At 34.2% G+C, this 22,546-nt stretch carries 17 protein-coding genes and 3 tRNA genes; 12 read left to right on the top strand and 8 right to left on the bottom strand.

Features of this window, described 5'->3' with window-relative positions; all coding sequences use genetic code 11:
• The first annotated feature begins 221 nt into the window (after nt 1-221).
• From AC3ITQ_RS22030 to AC3ITQ_RS22000, 7 genes are all read left to right on the top strand, one after another.
• A complete protein-coding gene (locus AC3ITQ_RS22030; RefSeq protein ID WP_489236210.1) occupies nt 222-3,389 on the top strand; it encodes a SusC/RagA family TonB-linked outer membrane protein in 3,168 nt (1,055 codons plus the stop codon).
• A gap of 11 nt (nt 3,390-3,400) precedes the next feature.
• Complete coding sequence (locus tag AC3ITQ_RS22025; protein ID WP_489236209.1) at nt 3,401-4,963, top strand: RagB/SusD family nutrient uptake outer membrane protein; 1,563 nt, start codon at nt 3,401-3,403, stop codon at nt 4,961-4,963.
• A gap of 20 nt (nt 4,964-4,983) precedes the next feature.
• Nucleotides 4,984-6,066, top strand: coding sequence for an IPT/TIG domain-containing protein (locus AC3ITQ_RS22020; RefSeq protein ID WP_489236208.1), 1,083 nt, complete (start codon nt 4,984-4,986; stop codon nt 6,064-6,066).
• 84 nt (nt 6,067-6,150) lie between these two features.
• Nucleotides 6,151-7,416 carry a fasciclin domain-containing protein gene (locus AC3ITQ_RS22015; protein ID WP_489236207.1) on the top strand — a complete coding sequence of 422 codons (1,266 nt, stop codon included), beginning with the start codon at nt 6,151-6,153 and terminating at the stop codon, nt 7,414-7,416.
• A gap of 86 nt (nt 7,417-7,502) precedes the next feature.
• Nucleotides 7,503-8,735: a glycoside hydrolase family 27 protein gene (locus tag AC3ITQ_RS22010; protein WP_489236206.1), complete on the top strand. Its 1,233-nt coding sequence runs from the start codon at nt 7,503-7,505 to the stop codon at nt 8,733-8,735.
• A 12-nt stretch (nt 8,736-8,747) separates the two neighbouring features.
• Nucleotides 8,748-9,713 (top strand): glycoside hydrolase family 5 protein, encoded by a 966-nt coding sequence (locus AC3ITQ_RS22005; RefSeq protein ID WP_489236205.1) that lies wholly within the window; start codon nt 8,748-8,750, stop codon nt 9,711-9,713.
• A 614-nt stretch (nt 9,714-10,327) separates the two neighbouring features.
• A complete protein-coding gene (locus tag AC3ITQ_RS22000; RefSeq protein ID WP_489236204.1) occupies nt 10,328-11,404 on the top strand; it encodes an outer membrane beta-barrel protein in 1,077 nt (358 codons plus the stop codon).
• A 381-nt stretch (nt 11,405-11,785) separates the two neighbouring features.
• Here AC3ITQ_RS22000 and AC3ITQ_RS21995 read toward each other — a convergent pair whose 3' ends face one another.
• The 5 genes from AC3ITQ_RS21995 to AC3ITQ_RS21975 form a co-directional block, all read right to left on the bottom strand.
• Nucleotides 11,786-12,691 (bottom strand): N-acetylmuramoyl-L-alanine amidase, encoded by a 906-nt coding sequence (locus tag AC3ITQ_RS21995; protein WP_489236203.1) that lies wholly within the window; start codon nt 12,689-12,691, stop codon nt 11,786-11,788.
• 34 nt (nt 12,692-12,725) lie between these two features.
• Entirely contained in the window at nt 12,726-13,265 is a 540-nt protein-coding gene (locus tag AC3ITQ_RS21990; protein WP_489236202.1) for a hypothetical protein, read from the bottom strand.
• 41 nt (nt 13,266-13,306) lie between these two features.
• The gene (gene rimO, locus AC3ITQ_RS21985) at nt 13,307-14,620 is read right to left on the bottom strand and encodes a 30S ribosomal protein S12 methylthiotransferase RimO (protein WP_072972978.1); all 1,314 of its coding nucleotides are present in this window, start codon (nt 14,618-14,620) and stop codon (nt 13,307-13,309) included.
• 222 nt (nt 14,621-14,842) lie between these two features.
• The gene (locus AC3ITQ_RS21980) at nt 14,843-16,420 is read right to left on the bottom strand and encodes an OmpP1/FadL family transporter (RefSeq protein WP_489236201.1); all 1,578 of its coding nucleotides are present in this window, start codon (nt 16,418-16,420) and stop codon (nt 14,843-14,845) included.
• Nucleotides 16,421-16,467: 47 nt separating this feature from the next.
• The gene (locus AC3ITQ_RS21975; protein ID WP_489236200.1) at nt 16,468-17,436 is read right to left on the bottom strand and encodes a hypothetical protein; all 969 of its coding nucleotides are present in this window, start codon (nt 17,434-17,436) and stop codon (nt 16,468-16,470) included.
• A gap of 101 nt (nt 17,437-17,537) precedes the next feature.
• Between AC3ITQ_RS21975 and proS the strand changes: the two genes are divergently transcribed.
• The 5 genes from proS (at nt 17,538) to rpsT (ending at nt 19,805) form a co-directional block, all read left to right on the top strand.
• Nucleotides 17,538-19,016, top strand: a complete 1,479-nt coding sequence (proS, locus tag AC3ITQ_RS21970) for a proline--tRNA ligase (protein WP_489236199.1) — start codon at nt 17,538-17,540, stop codon at nt 19,014-19,016.
• 77 nt (nt 19,017-19,093) lie between these two features.
• Nucleotides 19,094-19,165: transfer RNA gene (locus AC3ITQ_RS21965), tRNA-Glu, on the top strand.
• Nucleotides 19,166-19,210: 45 nt separating this feature from the next.
• A tRNA-Glu gene (locus AC3ITQ_RS21960) sits at nt 19,211-19,282 on the top strand.
• Between the two features lie 45 nt (nt 19,283-19,327).
• A tRNA-Glu gene (locus AC3ITQ_RS21955) sits at nt 19,328-19,399 on the top strand.
• A 154-nt stretch (nt 19,400-19,553) separates the two neighbouring features.
• Entirely contained in the window at nt 19,554-19,805 is a 252-nt protein-coding gene (gene rpsT / locus AC3ITQ_RS21950) for a 30S ribosomal protein S20 (protein ID WP_007803459.1), read from the top strand.
• Between the two features lie 73 nt (nt 19,806-19,878).
• On the opposite strand, the gene AC3ITQ_RS21945 is transcribed toward rpsT, so the two are convergent.
• The 3 genes from AC3ITQ_RS21945 to AC3ITQ_RS21935 all read right to left on the bottom strand — a co-directional run bounded on the left by AC3ITQ_RS21945 (nt 19,879) and on the right by AC3ITQ_RS21935 (nt 22,418).
• On the bottom strand, nt 19,879-20,145 hold the full coding sequence (locus AC3ITQ_RS21945; RefSeq protein ID WP_489236198.1) for a hypothetical protein: 267 nt from the start codon (nt 20,143-20,145) through the stop codon (nt 19,879-19,881).
• Between the two features lie 140 nt (nt 20,146-20,285).
• Complete coding sequence (locus AC3ITQ_RS21940; RefSeq protein ID WP_489236197.1) at nt 20,286-20,702, bottom strand: response regulator; 417 nt, start codon at nt 20,700-20,702, stop codon at nt 20,286-20,288.
• A gap of 6 nt (nt 20,703-20,708) precedes the next feature.
• The gene (locus tag AC3ITQ_RS21935) at nt 20,709-22,418 is read right to left on the bottom strand and encodes a sensor histidine kinase (protein WP_489236196.1); all 1,710 of its coding nucleotides are present in this window, start codon (nt 22,416-22,418) and stop codon (nt 20,709-20,711) included.
• Nucleotides 22,419-22,546 lie beyond the last annotated feature (128 nt).

Here is a 22,546-nt window from a genome sequence, read left to right as displayed (position 1 = left end):
TTAAGGGATGGTTGTTGCGAAAAATGCATTTTTTTATAGTTTTTATTTTCATATGTGTTTTTTTAAGGCGGTATAGTAAAAATATTATCATCAAATGATATAATACTATCGATTTAATGTTTTGTTCTGTTATAGATTTGTTAAATAATTTAGATAATAAATCACGCCCTTTTTATTACTTCATTATGAACTAACAAATTTAAACTAACCAAACATTTATTATGAAAAAACTAATGACTAACTTTATTCATTGGAATGCTGGACACAGAGCGGTTCCTTTGATTTTATTCTTGTTACTGACGAGTAATTTTATTACTGCTCAGGTAAAGGTTTCGGGAACAATATCTGATGATAAGGGATTAGCTATTCCTGGTGCCAACATATTGGTTACAGGAACAAAAAAGACGGCTTCAACAGATTTTGATGGGAGATATTCTATTGAAACAAATGCAAATTCTACAATCTCTGTTTCATTTATTGGATACATTACGCAGACAATTAATGTAAAAAACGGAGGAACTATCAATGTAGTTTTGAAACTTAGTGCCGAAGATTTACGTGAAGTGTTAGTAAATGTAGGATATCGCAGTGTCAAGAAAAAAGATTTAACAGGAGCAATTTCTACGGTTGGAGCCAAGGATATTGCAGATTCTCCACAAGTATCAGTAGATCAATTATTACAAGGACGTGCTGCAGGGGTGTCAGTTACAAATAACTCTGGCCAGCCAGGTGGTAGTGTGTCAGTAAAAATACGTGGAACTACTTCTATATCCGGAACTAATGAGCCATTGTATATTGTAGACGGTATTCCGATTTCAGGAGATGCTGCCAATACCAATACAGGAGGTTCAATTGTTAGTGGTTATTTGGGTGCAAACACAGGAAACGTAACTTCGAGCCCTATTGCATTTTTGAATCCTAATGATATTGAAACGATGGATATTTTGAAAGATGCTTCTGCGACTGCAATTTATGGTTCCAGAGCGTCAAATGGGGTTGTAATTATTACTACAAAAAGAGGTAAGAAGGGTGCAGGAAAAATTACTTATGATACCTATTTCTCTATTCAAAATGTTACGAGTTTGTTGGATACCATGACTTTGAGTCAATACGCCACGCAGCAAAATGCTTTGGCAGCGGTTTACGGTGTAACGCCACGTGATGAATTTGCTGTTCCGTCTGTTTTGGGTAAAGGAACAAATTGGCAGGATGAGATTTATAAAACGGCGGTGATGAGTAATCACCAGATTTCATTTTCAGGGGCAAAAGAAGGTACTACGTATTATATTTCAGGAGGTTATGTAGATCAGGAAGGTATTGTTATTGGTTCTAGTTTTAGAAGATACAATTTTAAAACAAACGTAGATAGCAAAATAAAGGATTGGTTGACTGTTGGTGTTTCTATTGGAGCCGGTGTAACAAATGAGGATATTACAATTAATGGTGCGAGTAATGGTATTATTAGTACTTCTATTTTATCTACTCCGGATGTTGCAGTAAAAGATACTAATGGGAATTATGCAGGTCCACCGGCCGATGGGTCAATTGGGGTTTGGATTAACCCAGTGGCTTCAGCTTTGATGAATACTAATAAGTTGATTAAAAAGAACTTCATAGGAAATTTTTATGCTAATTTTAGAATAGCAAAGGGGCTTGAGTATCGATTTGATGTGGGAGGATCTACAAATATTGATAATTTTGAAGGCTTCGAACCTACTTATACTTGGGGCGCTGCCGTTAAAGAAACAAATCAGTTAGTAGAGAGATCGAATAATTGGTATGGTCTTAATATTAAAAATGTTTTGACTTATAAAATTGATGCAGGTGCGCATCATTTTAATGTCTTAGCCGGTCAAGAGGCAAATGATAGCCATTGGACGGGAAATTCGCAATCAGTTTCTGGTTTGGTAAGCAATGATATTCATTCTATTAGCTTGGGAGATCCTGATACACTTACAGCTTCAGAATACAAAGGGAGCTCTGGATTGTACTCTTTCTTCGGGTCTTTTAATTACGATTATGACAATCGATATGGCTTACAGGCAACAATGAGAGCAGATGGAAGTTCTAATTTTGGGCCAGGCGAAAAATGGGGCTACTTTCCTTCATTTTCAGGATATTGGAAACTTTCAAATGAAAAATTCATGGAAGGTACCAAAGAATATATTGACAACATTAAATTTAGGGCTGGTTATGGTGAAACTGGTAATCAAAATGTTGGCGGTGCAGGTTACATGAGTACAGTTCGTGCAATAAAATCGGCACTGGGTAATTTCTTTACAGTTAATAATATTGCAAATCCGGGTTTAACCTGGGAAACTTCTAAGCAAACAAACTTTGGTTTGGATTTTACACTTTTTAAGTCAAAACTTCAGGCTACATTCGATGTATATAGAAAAGAATCAGAAGGATTTTTATTCGTTTTGCCATTGCCTTATTATGTTACGGGTACAGATACTTATCAAGGAGGTTTAGGAGCGCCAAATGTAAATTTAGGAAGCTTAAGAAATGAAGGTTTTGAGATGACTTTAGATTATAACAATAAGTTTGGGAAAGATTTTACATGGAATTCTAAAGTAATTTTTTCTACAAATAGAAATGAATTGTTAAGCTTGCAGGATAATTTTGATTTGACAAAAGATGTAATGCTTAATGATTATACTAATAAAGCAGTGACCAAAACAGTGGTTGGTCAGCCAGTTGGTCAATTTTACGGATACCAGACCGTTGGTATTATCAGAACAAATGAACAATTAGCAAATGCACCTATTCCTTATACAGGAAATAAAGCTGTGAAAAGTCAATTAGGAGATGTTGAGTATGTAGACCAAAATAAAGACGGTTTAATTGATGACAAGGATTTAACTTATATTGGTAATCCTCAGCCGAAATTTACTTATGGCTTCAATAACACTTTTAAATACAAAAATGTTGATTTAGGGGTCTTTTTACAAGGATCTTATGGTAATAAGGTTATGAACTTAACCAGACGTGCCGGCACTAAAAACCAACGTTTGTATGAAAATCAATTGGCTGAAGCTGCGGATTTTTGGACACCGGAAAATGTTGATGCAAAGTATCCAAGACCTGATGGTGGAGATGGACATCCAAATATAGCAATCTCTGATCGTTATGTGGAAGATGGGTCATATCTCAGAATTCAACAAGTAACTTTAGGTTATAACATGCCTTCGGATGTAATTTCAAAAGCGAGTATTAGTAAATTAAGATTTTATTTCGGTATTCAAAATCTTTACACATTTACCAAATATACAGGTTATGATCCAGAGATAGGAGCGTACAATCAAGATCCATTATTAGTCGGAATTGATTCAGGACGCTATCCAACCAATCGCAGTTTTACTTTTGGAATGAATTTAGAATTTTAATTACTATCCTTATGAAAAAATATATCAATATAAAGACCTTAGTTTTATTCATAACACTAGGTTTGGTAACTACTTCTTGCAGCGAAGATTTCTTGGATCGCCCATCTGAAGATAGTTACAGCAGTGACCAGTTTTATAATAGTGATGAACAGGTAGAGAGAACAACTTATGGTATGTATGGCGCAATGTGGGCTCCTTATTATACTAAAAATTTCTATGCATTAGCTGAATTGTCATCAGGGAATTGTTTAGCGTATGCAGATGGACCAGAACTGATTCAGTTTAAATTAACTTCCGATAGTCCAATATTGCTAGATCCCTGGAGAGCCTGTTTTGCAATTGTGGCACAGTCCAATAATTTAATTAATAATATAGAGAAAGATGCTACTGGAAATGTAAGTAAAGCTGTAATTAAAAATACTGTTGCAGAAGCGCATTTTTTTAGAGCGATAGCTTATTTTTATTTGGTTCGTTTGTATGGGCCGGTGCCTATTATTGAAGATAATTTAGCTTTGGCAAAAGACCCTTTAGTTAATACAAATAGAATTGAAGATGTTTATACGTTTATTGAAAACGATTTAAAATATGCAGCAGCAAATCTAAAATCAAAAATTAGATCCAGAACTCCTGGTGGTGAAAATATTTTTGTAACACAAGGTTCTGCCGAAGCATTCCTTGCCAAAATTTATTTGTATGAGAAGAAATATGCAGATTCTAAATTAATGGCTGAAAAAGTTATTAATTCTGGCGAGTTTGGTTTGGTGCCAAATTTTGCAGATTTGTTTTTGACAAGTAAAAATAATAACGAAGAGTCTATTTATTCCTGGCAATGGTCTGGTGCTATCAACACTTATGGCGGAGGAAATTTTTCAAATATTCAATATGGTTTGGATATTTTGAATGATAACGCTTCATATGGTGCTACTTACGTACCAAGTAATGATGTTCAGGATGCTTTTGAAATTGGAGATTTAAGAAGAAAAGAATCTTTTATGATTTACGGTGATTCTTACCCTAATTTAAAAGCTAAAGGAGAGGTAGGTTTTGTAATGGATAAGGATAAATATGGCGATGTATTAGCTAATACCGGTGCCGCAGTTAAGAAATACGTAGTGGGTCAGGCTACTAGTGAGACAGGACCTGCCGATTCATGGGGAGGGATGAATAATTGCAATTATATTATGCGCTATGCAGATCTTTTATTGATTCATGCTGAGGCTATTATGGCTGGAGCCGATGAAACTGCAAGTCCTGCTGCAAAAGAATCATATAATAAAGTGAGACGTAGAGCTGGTCTGGGAATTTTAGGAAATAATGTTCCTTTAACAAAAGCAGCTTTATTTCATGAGCGTAGAGTTGAATTTGCTTTTGAAGGAGAATTTTGGTTCGATTTAGGAAGACTTCCGCGTCAGGAAGCAATCAGTATAATTTCTCAACAAGATAGGGGGTTTGATTCTCAGGGAGAAATACATTATACACCGACACCAGCTGATTTTACTTATCCAAAGCCAGATATCGAAGTTAGAAAAAATCCAAAATTGAAAGAGGCACCAGTTCCTTACAGTTTCAAATAATTTTTTAAAAGTAAATCACTATGAAAAATATAAAAAATAGAATGTTATTGAAGTTGTGTCTTTTGGCTTCGATCTCAATTTTACTGTTTACTTCCTGTTCAAATGATTCAGGAGATTCAGGAGGTTCTTCTACTGGAAAGCTTGAAGTTACCGGTATTAGTAAATCTGTTGTTGATGATCCTTTGGTTGATGGGGATAGAGAAGTTGATGTTCCTACAGATATTATTAACGCTGGAAATTATTATATCATTAGAGGATCTGGTTTTAGTACATTAAAATCAATTTCATTTAATGGATTAGAATCCTATTTTAATTCAACATTTGTAACAGATAATGCTATCGTTGTACTAGTTGATGAAAAAACTCCATATTACAATGAAATGGATGAAATGAAAATAGTTACCAACGTGGGTACTTTGAAGTATAAAGTGGCTATAAGACCTCCAAGTCCTAGTATTAAAGGATTTCCAATCAATCCTAATGCGGGAGATATAATCACGATTAAAGGAGAATATTTTTTACGTCCTGTAGTAAATTTTGGAACTACCAAAGTGGAACCTATTGAGTCATCCTTGACTGAAATAAAAGTAAAAGTTCCGGATGATTTTAAATATAAATACCTATCGATAACAAACGTTTCAGGAACAACTGTTGCTAATCAGGCATTTGGCAGTGCGCTTTATGATGATGCTCCTACTAATATCTGGGGTTGGGATGAAAAATGGGATGGAACGAATGTTTTCGATTTGGCTTATACTAAAGATTTTAGCCAGGGATCTAAATGTATTGAATGGAAATCAGGTGAGTGGGATGGTTATCTTATTGCTCTTGCTTCCTGGAATTTTACAGATACAGATAAATTTAAAGCTGTAAGATTTTCTGTTAAAGGCGCAAAAGCTGGAAAAGTAAAGTTTTTTATTAATGGAAATGCAGATAGTAATTTCAAGGTTGTAGAATTTAAATCTGATTCATGGACTTATATAGAAATTCCTTTTAGCGATTTAGGTAATCCAGCTGTATTAAGTAAAATCGGATGGCAGGAATTTGGAGGTTTTGGAGGAAATACCATCTTACTTGATGATATTGGATTGGTATTAAAATAATTGCGAAGGATTCAAAAAAATAAATCTTAAGGGTCAAGTTGACTTTGTTTATAAGAATCCATAATTAAAAATTAAAAGAGAAATATGAAAAATATATATAATAAAGTAAAACATATTGCTATATGTGTCTTTTTGATTGTTGCAGTTTCTTCTTGTGATAATGATATTAAAGATATTGGAGGAGCGCAGCAAAATTATAACACGGCATACGGATTGCTTCAGGCAAATAGTAATCTATCTACGTTTGTAAAAGCAATACAATTAACAGGATTGCAGTCAACATTAGACACGCCGGATGATTATACTTATTTTGTTCCTAATGACGAAACTTTTGCTGCTTATTTAGTTGCAAATGGTTATGTAAATGAGTTGGGATATCCAGATATTAATTTGGTTCCGGTAGAAGATTTAAAACAACTTGTTTTGAGTCATGTTATTAAAGGTGTTAAAAAACGAGTAGCCACACTTGAAGGTGTCGAAGCTGATTATTTAACAACTGGCGAATATGCTACAATGGCAAATGACGTAAATCCTGATTTGTATTTATTGAGTATAAATGTAACCAACAATGTTTTAAAGGTAAACGGATCTGATAAAGCAGCGCCGGGGTTAGATTATTACGCAACAAATGGTTTCGTTCAAGTTTTAAGTAATGTAATTGAATTAACTCCTCCGGCTCCGGTAATTTCAACTCTTTCACAAGTATTAGCTTCGCCGGGAGATGTTATTACAATTAAAGGTCAAAATTTTGTTAAGGTTAAAAGTGTGAAATTTGGAGCTACAGAGGCTGCGTTTACAGTTGTATCTAAAACAGAAATCCAGGCAACTGTTCCAGCTGATTTTGGTTCGTACGCATCAATTGTGGTTGAGACTGAATTTGGAGTGTCTGCGCCGAGTAGCATAGGGATTACATACCTTTTATATGCTGATGATACATCTAAAATTAGTTACCAATGGGATTGGGGTGGTAGTTTTGATATGCTAAATACCGAGCAGGTTAGTAGAGGTACACATTCTATTAAGAAAATTACGGGACCCTGGTCAGGATTTTACATAGGTTTTAAAGAAACTTTGAACACAAGTGATTATCAATTCGTTAAAATATCTGTATATGCTACGGAAAGTACAAAAATATTAGTAAGTATACATCCTAAAGGAAATGAGAATGATGCTTTTGGAACGACCGTTCAGTTAGTTGCCGGACAATGGAATAATATTTCAATTCCGATGTCAGATTTGAAGCTGGATCAGGTAGGACCTACTTTTAATAATGTGTTTATTAAAGAGTATTCTGGAATATCACTTACGCCAGGAAATACTATCTACTATGATGATATAGGGTTTTTATAAAATATTATTTGTTTTGAGTCAGTTTGAAAATGTTCCCTTATTGAAAGATTAGGGAACATTTTTTTAAGTATTTAATTTGAAAAAGAATGAAAAAAATTGCTTTATTACTTGTTTTAAGTATATCCGGGATCTGTTTTAGTCAAGGAAATACTCATGAGCAGCAAGCCGGAAAATTTGAAGGTCTTGCAATGACTCCGCCAATGGGTTGGAACTCATGGAATACTTTTGCTACTAATATTGATGAAAAGTTAGTAAAAGAAACCGCCGACATTATGGTTTCTTCAGGATTGGCCGCAGCAGGTTATAACTATATAGTATTAGATGATGGCTGGATGGCTAAAGAGCGTGATGCAAATGGGGATTTAGTTCCGGATCCGGTTAAGTTTCCAAGCGGAATGAAAGCTGTCATTGATTATGTGCATAGTAAAGGTTTGAAATTCGGACTGTACAATTGTGCAGGAACGCAAACTTGTGCCGGTTATCCGGGAACGCGTGGTTACGAATATCAGGATGCGCGTTTTTATGCTAAATTGGGTATAGATTTTTTAAAGTACGATTGGTGTAACACGAAAGGAATAACTGCACCTGAGGCTTATACAACAATGAGCAATGCCTTAAAAACAGCTGGAAGGCCAATTGTTTTTAGTCTTTGTGAATGGGGAGATAACCAGCCTTGGGAATGGGGAAAATCGGTAGGGAATCTTTGGAGAATTTCCGGAGATATTTACCCTTGTTTTGATTGCGAATTCAAACATCCTGAAAACTGGTCGTCATGGGGATTTATGAAAATTGCCGAAATGCGAAAAGATATCCGCAAATATTCAGGACCGGATCATTGGAATGATTTTGATATGATGGAAGTTGGGAATGAGATGAATGATACTGAAGATAAAGCTCATTTTGCAATGTGGTGTATGTTGGCATCTCCATTGTTTTCAGGAAATGATTACAGAAAAATGTCTAAAGAAACACTTGCAATTTTAACTAATAAAGAATTAATAGCAGTCAATCAGGATAAATTAGGAGTTCAGGGATTTAAGTTTTCTTCTGAAGATGGATTGGAAGTTTGGGTAAAACCGCTATCAGATGGAAACTGGGCTGTTACATTTTTAAATAGAAGTGATGTTGCTAAAAAAATCAATTTCGATTGGAAAAAAAATGCAATTAAAGATGCTGATTTTGGATATGAAGCAGATTTTAATAAAACGGTTTTTAAACTAAAAGATCTGTGGAAGAATAAGGAAACAGGAAATACTAAAAAGAATTTTCAGGCTGAAATTGCTTCTCATGATGTAATCACACTAAAGTTAATCCCGTAAATTCAATTTGAAATGAAATCAAAAACTCGATTGTCTACTATTATTATGTTGTTTGTGTTTTATGTCTCAAATGCGCAATTTGTAAAGTATCATGGGCAACTTCACGTTCAGGGAACTCAGTTAACAGATCAAAATAATAATCCAATCGTATTACGCGGAATGAGTTTTGGCTGGCATAGTATGTGGCCGAGATTTTATAATGAGAAAGCGGTTCAATGGTTGAAGAAGGATTTTAATTGTAATGTGGTTCGTGCTGCAATGGGGATTGAACTTGGAAACATGTCCTATATTAAAGAGCCGGAATTCTCAAAAGAGAAAGTTGATGAGGTTATAAAGGGCGCTATTAAATCAGATATCTATGTAATTATCGATTGGCACAGTCACAATATAAATCTCAAGCAAGCGGTAGAATTTTTTAATGAAATCTCAAAGAAGTATGCTAAATATCCCAATATAATATATGAGATTTTTAATGAACCAGATCATGAAAGTTGGCAGGAAATTAAGGCTTACTCTGAAGAAATAATAAAAGTGATTAGAAAAAACGATCCAGACAATATTATTTTGGTTGGTTCGCCACATTGGGATCAGGATGTTAATCTTCCGGCTGCTGATCCTATAAAAGGTTATAGTAATATAATGTATACCATGCATTTTTACGCAGCCACACACGGTAAAGAATTAAGAGACAGGACAGATGAAGCCTTAAATAAAGGCCTGCCAATATTTATTTCTGAGTCTGCAGGAATGGAAGCATCTGGAGATGGACCTTTAAATATAAAAGCATGGGAGGAATACATAGATTGGATGGAAGATCGAAAACTGAGTTGGATAACATGGTCAGTTTCTGATAAAGAGGAAACGTGTTCTATTCTTAAAAAATCTGCAAAATCAGAAGGAAAATGGAAAAGGGAAGATTTAAAAGAATCTGGAATACAAGTTCGTGAATTTTTAAGAAAGTATAATTCGCAAGAGTAGAAGTGGTTACTTTTATTTCAAAAAAGCCTGTTCAGTTTATGATCAGGCTTTTTTGTTTTTAATTGTAAAACTTTTTGCTTTTGATTTAAAAATTATATTGAGTGTTTTAAGCTTCTAAGAAGGTTTTTGGTTCCTATTTTTTGTAAGAATTTTTAATTCAAAAATATAATTTATATAGATATTTATAAATTAATGTTTGTGAATTAGTTTTTATGTGAAATTTTAATAACCCCTGTTTTAAGAGGGGTTTTATTTTTTTTTATTGCTTTTTGTGGTGGTTTTTTGGTTGTTTGTGTGTTGTTTTTTGTTGTGTACCCTAAAAATTTTCTGATTTTTACTAAAACAGCATTAGGAATTTTTCAAAATTAAATCAGTATTAATGTCAAATAACGATTATTGTTAATTTAATTTTTGTAATCCATAATTCTGCTTGTAAAACGTCAAAAAAATAGACTTCAATTCTTTTGCTCGTACAAAAGTTAATAAATTCGCTAATGAAAATGAAGAGGTTTTAGGGGGAGATTAGAGGTTTTAAAAGTGACTTATAGTAGAATATACATATATAAAAGATTAACTAACCAGAATCAATTTAATAACTAAAAACCAATTAAAACATGAAAAAAGTATTGCACATTTTAGCCGCGATGTTAACGAGTTCTTTTGCATTTGCTCAGGAAGATACCGAAACTCCAGTTGTACCAGCAACTACATGGGGAGGATCAGCAGATGCTTATTATAAATATGATTTTTCAAAACAAATGAATGGATTAACGAGCTTTACCAACTCACAAGATTCATTTGAATTAGGAATGGCGTCTATTAATGCAGGTCATACTTTCGGAAAAGCATCTGTATTTGTAGATTTAGGTTTCGGAAAAAGAGCGGGAGAATTTTCATATAATGAAACAACAGATAAAGATATAAATGCAAAATTTTTAATTAAACAATTATTTTTTACATACCAACTTACAGAAAAATTTAAATTAGTTGCGGGAAGTTTTGGAACTCATATAGGCTATGAAGTGCTTGACGCAGTAGGTAATAAAAACTACAGTATGTCATATGCTTTTTCATATGGACCATTCTTTAATACTGGAGTAAAAGCACAATATACTTCAGGGAAGTTTACGGCAATGTTTGGTATAACTAATCCAACTGATTTTAAATCGGCTATGGATGCAGGTTCATCACAAAAAACATATATAGGTCAATTAGGGTATATAGGTGAAACAGGAAGCGCTTATCTAAACTTTACATCAGGAAGTAGTAATCCGGCTTCTGAAGATAATAAAACACAATTTGATTTAGTTGCTTCAAAGACAATAAGTGATAGTTTTGGTCTTGGTTTTAATGCAACATATGCTAAAACTAAAAATGATATTTCAAGCTTAGGTGATGGTGAATGGTTTTCACTAGTAGGATATGCTAATTATTCATTTAGCCCGTCTTTACTATTGGCATACAGAATGGAATATTTTGACGCTAAAGATGCTGCTCTGGCAAGTTTAGGGACACTAACAGGGTCAAACGTATTCGCAAATACAATTTCATTGAACTATAAAGTTGGAAAACTTACTATAATTCCTGAGTTTAGATACGATGCTGCATCAGAAGATATCTTTTTAGATAGTGATGCTGCTCCAACAGGAGGGTCGTTCTACGGATTAATTGCTACAACATACTCTTTCTAGAGATAAAGATTGATATTTTTTTTTTTTTTTGGAGCTGTCAAAACATGTAAATGTTTTGGCAGCTTTTTTATTTGTTTAAGATTGATAAAAGTAAAAAGTAAAAAGTAAAAAGTAAAAAGTAAAAAGTAAAAAGTAAAAAGTAAAGAGTAAAGAGTGAAGATGAAAGAGTGAAGATGAAAGAGGAGTGGTAGTGAGATATAAAAACTTTAAAATATTGATTGCTTAACAAGTATTTTAAGGAGCTTAATATAATTTCAGTCATTTCTTTTCTTTGTTCTATACTCTTGCATCCTTCATCATAAGGTGGTATGCTTCAAAAAATACAAAAACGCGTTTCTAAGTGTTTAGAAACGCGTTTTTGTATTTTTACTAATTGTCTTTTTACTGAATCTGTTTTTTGTAAATCGAATAAATAGTATCTATTGTTTTTCTATCTAAAACTGATGTAGCATCTGTTTGAATATAGTGTAATTTAAAAGCCTGTATTGCGGCTGAAAGATTTTTTGTATTGTAGCCAATAATACGTAAAGCAGGTTCTATTTTGAAATCAAAAGGAGCTTCTTCTAAAATTGGGTCTGGCCAAATTCCGAATCCTTTTTCTGCCAAAGTTTTCCAGGGAAATAAAGCGCTTGGATCTTGCTTTCTTCCTGGTGCAATATCAGAATGCCCTAAAATATTTTGAGTTGGAATATTATAATCTTTTTTCAATTTTGTTAAAAGGGCTACAAGACTGCTAATTTGTGCTTCGGTAAAAGGTTTAAAGCCATTGTTGTCAATTTCAATACCAATAGAGCATGAGTTTAAATCTGTGTTTTTACCCCAGGTAGATGCACCTGCATGCCAAGCTCTTAAATAGTCATTTAGCATCTGTACAACTTTTCCGTTTTCAGAAATTATATAATGGGCGCTAACCTGTGTTCTGGTTTTGGTAAAAGTGCTTATGGTTTGTTGTACAGAATCTTGTGCCGTATGATGTAGAATGATAAAACTCGGTTTTCTTAAATTAAAATTAACCGTACCAATCCATTCTGTATTAATGCCGTTTAACAACGCAGTTGAACCTGTTTTTGATAAGGTGTCCTTTACAATTCCTAATTGCGAAGCATACGAGGTATCAATAACCACTGGACTAACAGCGGGAATTGTCTTTGCTTCTTTGCTTGTAATCTGGTTTTCTAAGGTTTTAAGCTGTTGATCGTAGGCTTTTTCTGTAGATTTATAAGGATTCGTGGAGCACGAAGTTATTACAATTGCTAAAATCAAATAATAAAAATGCTTTGTCGTCATGATTAGTTACATTCTAGGATTAGGTTATAAACAATTATTCGTGAACTTTTATTGCTTCTGTTTCCTCTTTTATTTCTTTTGTGTCAGAATCTTTTTTCTTTTTGTTTTTCGTTTTCTTGACCTCTTTAAAATTAGCCATGAAATTGGTGTATTTTTCTATTTGATCAGGATTTAAAAAAGCAGTGATTTTTTTAGTGGTACTTTCTCTTAATGCAGTCAATTGTTCGATTTTTTGATCTTGACTGCTCTCTTCGTTTTTCAAAAGAATTCCTTGTTCTCTCATGCTGTCTGCAAGAACATTGGTAATTGCGATAGCTTGTAAGTCATCCAATTTTACCTCTGGCTTCATTTGCTCAACAATTTTTGCGGCAGTTTCTTCAGCAGGAATTTCTTTAGGCTTGCTCGGAGTGCTTTGCGGGCCAGACATCATACTTCTGTCCATTCCCATTCCGCCACTTCTCCCATAACCACCTCCACCATAGCCATTATTATACCCATTTCCATATTGTGCCGAAACAGAATTGAAACACAATAAAGTGAAAACTAAAATAAAAAGTGTGTGTGTAGGTTTCATAAATATATTTTATCTAAAATTGACAATAGGTTACCGTAAATTTAAGCAGGTTCTCCGTATAAATCAAATTCTGTTGCTTCTATTATGCGTATATTAACAAATTCTCCTGTTTTTACATAATGTTTAGACGCATCTATCAAAACTTCATTGTCTACATCCGGGCTGTCAAATTCTGTTCTTCCAACAAAATGAGCGCCTTCTTTTCTGTCAATAATACATTTGTAAACTTGTCCAACTTTCTCCTGGTTTAAATCCCATGAAATTTGAGATTGTAATTCCATGATTTCGTTAGCTCTGGCTTGTTTTACATCGTCTGGTACATCATCTTCCAGTAAATAAGCATGTGTATTTTCTTCATGAGAATAAGCAAAACATCCCATTCTGTCAAATTTCATTTCCTGAACAAAGTCTTTCAAAATTTCAAAATCTTCCTGTGTCTCTCCCGGATAACCAACAATCAAAGTAGTTCTGATTGCCATTCCTGGAACTGCTGCGCGGAAATCTTTTAGTAATTGAGTTGTTTTGGCTTGTGTAGTTCCACGACGCATCGATTTTAAAATAGAATCTGAGATGTGTTGTAACGGAATATCAATGTAATTACAAATCTTAGGTTCGCGTTTCATAACTTCTAAAACATCCATTGGGAAACCAGTTGGAAAAGCATAGTGTAAGCGAATCCACTCAATTCCTTCCACTTTTACCAAAGCTTCTAAAAGTTCAGCAAGATTTCTCTTTTTATAAATATCAAGACCATAGTAAGTTAAGTCTTGAGCGATTAAGATTAATTCTTTTACGCCATTTTTAGCTAATCCTTCAGCTTCTTTTACTAACTTCTCAATTGATTGAGAAACGTGTTTACCTCGCATTAAAGGAATCGCACAAAAACTACAAGGTCTGTCGCAACCTTCTGCAATTTTTAAATAAGCGTAGTTTTTAGGGGTTGTAGTTAAACGTTCTCCTAGTAATTCATGTTTATAATCGGCTCCTAAAGCTTTCAATAGCTGAGGTAACTCAGTTGTACCAAAATATTGATCAACATTTGGAATCTCTTTTTCAAGATCTGGTCTGTAACGTTCCGATAAACATCCGGTTACAAAAACTTTGTCAACTAAACCTTTGTCTTTTTTATCTGCATATTCCAAAATCATGTTTACTGATTCGGCTTTTGCGTTATCAATAAAACCACAAGTGTTGATTACGATAATGTTTCCTTCCTCGGCTGCAGGCGCTTCATGTTGTACTTCTTTGCCATTGGCACGAAGTTGTCCCATTAGCACTTCACTGTCATATACATTCTTCGAACACCCAAGAGTGATTACGTTAATTTTGTTCTTTTTTAAAGACTTGGTTCTCATACTTTTATAAATTGGAGTGCAAAATTACACTTTTTTATTCAAACACCACTTGTTTCGGTTTCTTTTAGATGATTTTTATAAGTCAATCTCCTTAGATTTCGGGATGTGTTATGTATTTTCTTTCTAAAGAAGTTAGTAAAAGGGTGTTGCTCTCATCAGGGTTAAAAAAAATCCGCCAGGTAAGACCTGACGGAAATTTCAAATTAATCTATTTTAATTTAATTACAATTCAAATAATAAAGTCAAAGAAACATTATTAAGTTTCGATGAAATGTTGGCGCCATCAGTAAATCCGGTGGCAAAAAATCCCTGATTTGATTTTCTTTCTGAATAAGAATAAGCTAAATCTAATTTGGTAGAACCAAAGCTATAACCTAAACCTCCTGAGTAGCTGTTTAAATCTCCAATTGTTGATTCGTTTTTATAAGGGCTACCTTCAAATCGGTAACCGCCTCTTAGGCTTAGTCGCTTTATTTTGTACTCAGCACCAATTCTCAATTCACCGTTACTAGTCAATTGGTTATTTATGTCTCCATTTAATCCGCTAAAACCTGGGTCATTTGTCGGTTTGTATTTTGTGTTTGAATAATCTTTAATTGCATAATCAACACTAATTAAACCTGATTTTCCAAATACATAGGCACCACTAAAAGTCCATTTTGCAGGAGTTTGTAAAGTGTAGCGTTCGTAAATATTTATAACATTAGGGTTTAAATTTGCGTATAATTCAGGGCCATTTGTGGCTTGTCGTGTTGTGTATAAGCTTTGATGAACTTCGTCGTAAAGATCGTACCATGTATTAGATTCGTATGCTAAACCAAGACGGAAAGCTTCTGTAACTTTACCAATTGCTCCAAGTTGAAAAGAAAAACCGTTTCCGTAAGTATATAATTCATTATTGAAAGTTAAGTTAGATATAGTTTCTCTAGGTACTAATGGATTATCGTTAGTTTCGTAAAAACTGCTTGATCTTCTGTAATCTGTAATATGAACATTTAAATTGGCTCCAAAATAAATTCTTTCTTTATATGATGTTGCAATGTTAAAGCTTAATTTACTATTGTATCCTGTGGTGTAAACGTTATTCTCCTGATAATATTTTCCTCCTGATGGAACATTGGTAACATAGGTGCTGTTAGGGTTGTTTGGGTTGTCCGGATTTATTACAAATCCCTGATAGCCTAACATGGCTTGTTGTGCGGAATAGCCAGATAAGTTTGGGTATTGATAATTAGGTAAATTAGAGCCTAAAAAACCATATAGGTCACTAATTGATTCGCCAGGTTGTAGTTTTACAAATTGTTGAGGTACAGGTGCTCCGCCATTGCTATTGTTTGCAAAGGCTAAAAAATAACTATCAATAGAATTAGCATTTAATCCAGCTGAAAAAATCTCATTATCAAAGTTATTGGTGTTTTCGTAAGTTGCACCAATAGCAATTTTTTTCCAGTTGTTATTTGGATTTCGGTCATTGAAAACAAAAACACCGCCAGCCTGATTTAGAATAAAAGAATTTTCTTTATCACTAGTTTGAGTTTGGTTGTAATTAGAATTGTTTTTAATGATTTGATTACTAAAAGTTGTTCCAAACTGATTGTTATTGAATATTGCAGAACCGGCAGGGTTTACAGTTAGAGATGATAAATCTCCTCCAACAGCTCCAAATGCACCACCCATAGCTCTAAATCTTGCAGTTCCGGTTATATTATCTTGTGCATAACGCACAGCATCTGATACTTCCTGAGAATGTGAGACGCTAAAAGTTAGTCCTGTAATAAAAAGGAAAAGTATTTTTTTCATGTGGTTAAGTTTTAAATGTGAGTTATCCGATTAGTGAGAAGGAGAAATTATCTTCTTCCTCCGCCGCCACCGCCAGATCTTCCGCCACCGCCACCGCCGTATGAGCCACCGCCGGACGATCTCATGCTTCCTCCGCTGCTATTCATTGAGCGAGATGGGCTAGGAGAGTATGATCTTGTCGAGTTACTGTTGGTATTGTTGTAACTTCTGTTTGTAGTTGTGCCAGATCTTCTGTAGTCATAACTGTTGCTTTGACCTTGTGCTGTCCCTCTTCTGTTTGTGAAAGTGGGGCTTGTTGAGTAGCTTCTGCTGTTTGCATTAGAGCTTCTTCTAAAGTCAGAGTAGTCTGTACGTCTGTTAGTAGTGTAGCCGTTTCTGTTTGTGGTATAGTTTCCTCTTCCGGCATAATTTCTACCAGTATTGTATGAACTTCTTGTAGAATATCCTCTAGATCCGTAGTAAGCTGCAGATCCTCTTCTTCCGTAGTTGTAAGAGTAGTTGTTGTATCCATAGCCGTAGCCTGGGTAGTAACCCGGGTAACCCCAGCCTGGATAATATCCAGGATAGCCCCATCCATAATAAGGATAGCCCCATCCGTAGCCATAGCCATATCCGTAGTATGGGTATCCCCATCCAAATCCAATTCCCCATGACCACATTGGGTCAGAGTAAACGGTTACAGATACATCTGTATTAGCGCTTCCCCAAGCAGGATAAGCTTTTGCTGCAGTTTGTGTACTGTCGTTTTCTGCATAATTACCATAGCTGTCTACATCAGTAAATATTTCTGTAGGCTGGTCATCAGTGTCTTGTAGTGATTTAAAATAATCTTTATATTGGCTGTTAGCAGAATTGTTTGTTGACTGTGCGTATGTTCTTGTCGAACCACCATAAACGCCATCATTGTCCTGATAGGATGTATTTTGATAAGAACCACACGAAGCAACTAGTAAACTCAGTAGTCCAATTAAGTAAAAATGACTTGAGTTTTGGCGGAGAGTAGTAGAAGTTTTCATATCTGTGGTGTTTTTTATTGTTGCACATTACAAAAATAGTTAGTTTTGTCAAACTATTTAGTTAAAATTATTAAAACAAAATTTGTGCCAAACTATTCAATATGAGTAAGAACCTCACTACAAGATCAGAAGATTATTCGAAATGGTATAACGAACTGGTTGTTAAAGCAGATTTAGCTGAAAACTCGGGAGTTAGAGGCTGTATGGTTATTAAACCGTACGGATATGCTATTTGGGAAAAAATGCAGGCGGAGTTAGATCGAATGTTTAAAGAGACAGGACATCAAAATGCATACTTTCCTTTGTTCGTGCCGAAAAGCATGTTTGAAGCGGAAGAGAAAAATGCAGAAGGATTTGCAAAAGAGTGTGCAATCGTAACACATTATAGATTAAAGAATGATCCGGATAAACCCGGAAAACTAATGGTTGATCCAAATGCTAAATTGGAGGAAGAGCTTATTGTTCGTCCTACAAGTGAAGCTATTATTTGGTCTACCTATAAAGGATGGGTACAATCTTATAGAGATTTGCCTTTATTGATTAATCAATGGGCGAATGTGGTTCGTTGGGAAATGCGTACACGTTTGTTTTTAAGAACTGCAGAGTTTTTATGGCAGGAAGGGCATACGGCACATGCTACAAAAGCAGAAGCTTTGGAAGAATCTGAGAAAATGATGAATGTTTATGCCGATTTTGCCGAAAATTTTATGGCAATTCCAGTAGTAAAAGGAATTAAAACAGAAACAGAGCGTTTTGCCGGTGCAGATGAAACGTATTGTATTGAGGCTTTAATGCAGGATGGGAAAGCATTGCAAGCTGGTACTTCTCACTTTTTAGGGCAAAATTTCGCAAAAGCTTTCGATGTGAAGTTTGCTAATGCTGAAGGAAAACAAGAGCACGTTTGGGGAACTTCATGGGGGGTTTCAACTCGTTTAATGGGAGCTTTGGTTATGACGCACTCTGATGATCAGGGATTAGTTTTGCCTCCAAATTTAGCGCCTATACAAGTTGTGATTGTTCCTATATATAAGACAGATGAGCAATTGGCAGAAATTACAACTGCGGTTAATGATTTAACTGCGAAATTGAAAAAGTTGAAAATTTCAGTTAAATATGATGACAGAACAACGCAAAAACCAGGATTCAAATTTGCTGAATGGGAATTGAAAGGTGTTCCTGTTAGAATTGCTGTGGGTCCAAAAGATTTAGAAAATGGAACTTTTGAAGTTGCAAGACGTGATACATTGACAAAGGAAGTGGTTTCTGCTGAAGGAATTGTTACTTATGTAAATGACCTGTTAGAGCAGATTCAGGCAGACTTATTTAATAAAGCATTAGACTATCGTAATATACATATTACGGAAGTAAATAGTTTTGAGGAATTTAAGGAAGTTTTAGAAGGTAAAGCAGGTTTTGTGTCAGCTCATTGGGATGGTACTGCTGCTACTGAAGAGAAAATAAAAGACTTGACAAAAGCAACGATTCGTTGTATTCCTTTGGATAGTGTGGAAGAAGCGGGAACCTGCGTATTTACTGGTAATCCGTCAACAAAAAGAGTGTTATTCGCAAAGGCATATTAATTTTTTTTAATTTTTTTTGCATCAGGTATTGTACATCTTAAAAATAGTTGTATTTTTGCATCCGCATTAGAGAAGCAGGCCCGTTCGTCTATCGGTTAGGACGCATGGTTTTCATCCATGTAAGAGCGGTTCGATTCCGCTACGGGCTACTACTTTTTCTGCGAAATTGTTCTTAAAATACTGAGAATAAAAATGGCCCGTTCGTCTATCGGTTAGGACGCATGGTTTTCATCCATGTAAGAGCGGTTCGATTCCGCTACGGGCTACAATAATACCTCTATAGTAAATATAGAAAAACTTAGAACGATAATGGTCTGTTCGTCTAGGGGTTAGGACTCCAGGCTTTCGTCCTGGTAACAGGGGTTCGATTCCCTTACAGACTACTAAATTAGTTGTAAATAAGTTTTGTAAAATAAAAGTTGGTGTCTCGATTTTTGTTTTATTAGTTAAAACCAAAGTGATTGTTTTACAATTGTGGGAGGTTTTTCTTTTTTAACTAGTATTTATAATAATTATTACATCTAAAATTAAGAAAAAATGGCAAATCATAAGTCAGCATTAAAAAGAATCAGAAGTAACGAAAAAAGAAGAGTTCTTAACAGATATCAACATAAAACTACTCGTAATGCAATTAAAGCATTAAGATTAGCTACTGAAAAATCTGATGCAGCTTCTAAATTATCAACTGTAATCTCTATGATTGATAAGTTAGCTAAAAAGAACATCATTCATGATAATAAAGCTTCTAACTTGAAGTCTAAATTAACTAAGCATGTTGCTAAATTGTAATTAACTACAATTTCCTAAATATACGAAAAGCCCTCTTTAGAGGGCTTTTTTGTTTGGATAAATAGTGTAAATTTTAAATTCCAAATAAGAAATTCCACATTCCAATATTGTGGATCAACAAGAAAAGCTGTTGAGCAGCAAAAGAAAACCACAAAGCGCGCAAAGTTTTTTTCTGCTGTGTTTGCAGGATCTTTAATAAGTTCGCAAAGCTGTGGGTGATTAATCTTTTTCCGCCTTTCGTGACCCCTTTGCTGATGTTAGAAAATAAAAAATTACCACAGAAAATACTGAATTTTATTGATCCAGCTTTGTGAACTCTTAGTTTTTCTACGGTATTCAAAGATAAAAATCTTAGTGATCTTTGTGGTAAAAAATAATTAGTGAATACATTCTTTATTTTTTCACAACATTTATCGTTGATCCAATATTGCTTTTAGACGAAGTTTAGCATTGGAATTTGGAATTTTTCATTTGGAATTTTTAAAGATCTATCTTCTTTTTAAGATATTCTAACATTGGAAGGGTAATTGGCTTTGAAAGGAAATCGATAATTATTGGGTATTTTTTTGCTTTGGCTAAATCATCAGGGTCTATTGTAGAAGATAAAACAATGACACTTGCGGCGTTGCTGAACTCAGTGTAATCTCCCGATGTAAAATGATCCAGGAATTCCCAGCCACCCATGACGGGCATGTTTAAATCTAAAAAAATTAATTCGGGTTTTTTGCTTACTTTGTTTTTGTTGTTGGTGTATTTTAATGTATTGAAGTGGAGTAGTGCTTCTTCGCCATTTTGAGCCGTAATAATTTCATTCGAAAACTCGGATTTTGAAATTACTTTTTTGCAGAGCATTAATGTGATTGGATCGTCATCAATGCATAAGATTTGCTCAAGCATAATCTGTTAATTTTTAAATGTTATTGTAAATGTGGTTCCTTTGTTGACCTCGCTTTCGATGCTTATGGTGCCACCCATCGTTTCGACCTGCGATTTTACCAGATATAATCCTAGTCCTTTGCTGTCAGGATAATTATGGAATCGTTGATATAAGCCAAAAACCTTGTCCCGGTTTCTTTCAAGATCTATGCCAATTCCATTGTCTTTAAAAGTTAATATGGCTTTGTGATCTATTTGTTCAGCCATTATTGATATTTTTAATTTTCGATTTTCTGATTTGTATTTTATGGAATTCGTTAGTAAATTAAGTAAAATGCTTTCTATGTAGGCTTTGTTTGTGTTTAATAACGGGACTCTGTCGAACTTTAGTTTTATGATTGGTTTGTGTAATTCTATCTGAAATGATAATTGACTAAATACGTTTTCGAATACTTCTTGTAAAGAGACTTCTTCTTTTTGCATTGAAGGGTTGTCTTTGATAATAATGACTTTTACCAGGTCATTGATTGTTTCGTTTAGCAGATGTGTCGATTTTGTGAATCCTGCTATGATTTCTTCAAGTTCGGTATTTTCAACAGGTATGTCTTCAATGAGATTTAAAAGACCAATTAAGTTAGATAAAGGGGCTCTAAGATTGTGTGATGTAATATATGAGAATTGTTTTAAATCCTTGTTGTTTTGTGTTAATTCGCGAATAAGATGTTCCTTTTCTGTTTCTAGTTTTTTCTCATCGGTGATGTCTCTTTGTATGGAGATCCAGTGTGAAATCACGCCTTCGTTATTGAAAATTGGAATCATTGAAAATCGAACCCAAAATTCTTCTTTTTGTTTGGTGTAGCTAATGGTTTCAATTAAACATTCTTCTTCATTTTTTATAGCTCTTAATAGTTTTTTTAGCTCCTCTGAATCTGATTTTGGCCCTTTGAAAATATTTGGAGATTTTCCAATTATTTCATTGGATTGATATCCTGACATTTGAGAAAATGCGGGGTTTACGTAAACAATCTTCGGAATCCTGCGGGCTACGGAATTTGCTTCTGTAATTAAAATAGAGTCTTTAGATTGTGTAATTACAGTTTCTAAAAGTTTTAATCGCTGTTCTTCTTCTTTTTGTTTCGTGATATCCTGGATAGCTCCAATCATTCTGATGGCTCTTCCTTTTTCATCTTTTAATAAAAAGCCTCTGTCTAATACATATTTATAAGTTCCGTCAGCACATCTGAAACGATATTGATCCTGCCATTTTTCGGTTTTTTGCTCAATGAACGAATATAATTTTATTGACATCCTGATGCTGTCTTCAGGGTGGATTTTATCAAACCACCATTTTGAGGTTTTGCCGACATCTTCCTGATTGTAGCCAAATATCCCTTCGATACCTCTATTCCAGCTGATGCTGTCTTCCTGAATTTTCCAGTCCCAAATAGTGTCGCTTGTTGCCTTGGCTACAATATCATATTTTTCGTTAGATTCTTTAATTTCTTCGTTAGTCTGTTTTAGTTTTTCAAAAACAGATTTATTTTTGACTTCATTTTTCGAGAGTATATATTTGAATACCAGTCCTGTGGCTAGAATAAAAAAAATGTCTTTGGCAAGGAATAAATTATAGTTTTCTGTTGGTGAAAAGTAAATCGTGAGTAATTTATGACAGATTATAGTCATAAATAACGAAATGATAATATAAACTAGAGTAATTTGGAGAGTTTTACTTTTCATTACTCAAATATAGTTAAATTAACTATAATTCAGCAATTATTGAATGTCAATTTGACAGTTAAATTTACATTGTTCAGTGAACTAATTAGTTGGATATACGCAAAGTATCAAAGAAACGTTTTTTATAT

This window comes from Flavobacterium sp. KH_001, assembly GCF_057840745.1.
Note: the sequence above shows the minus strand (reverse complement) of the source record. Positions and strands in the feature narration are given on the sequence as shown.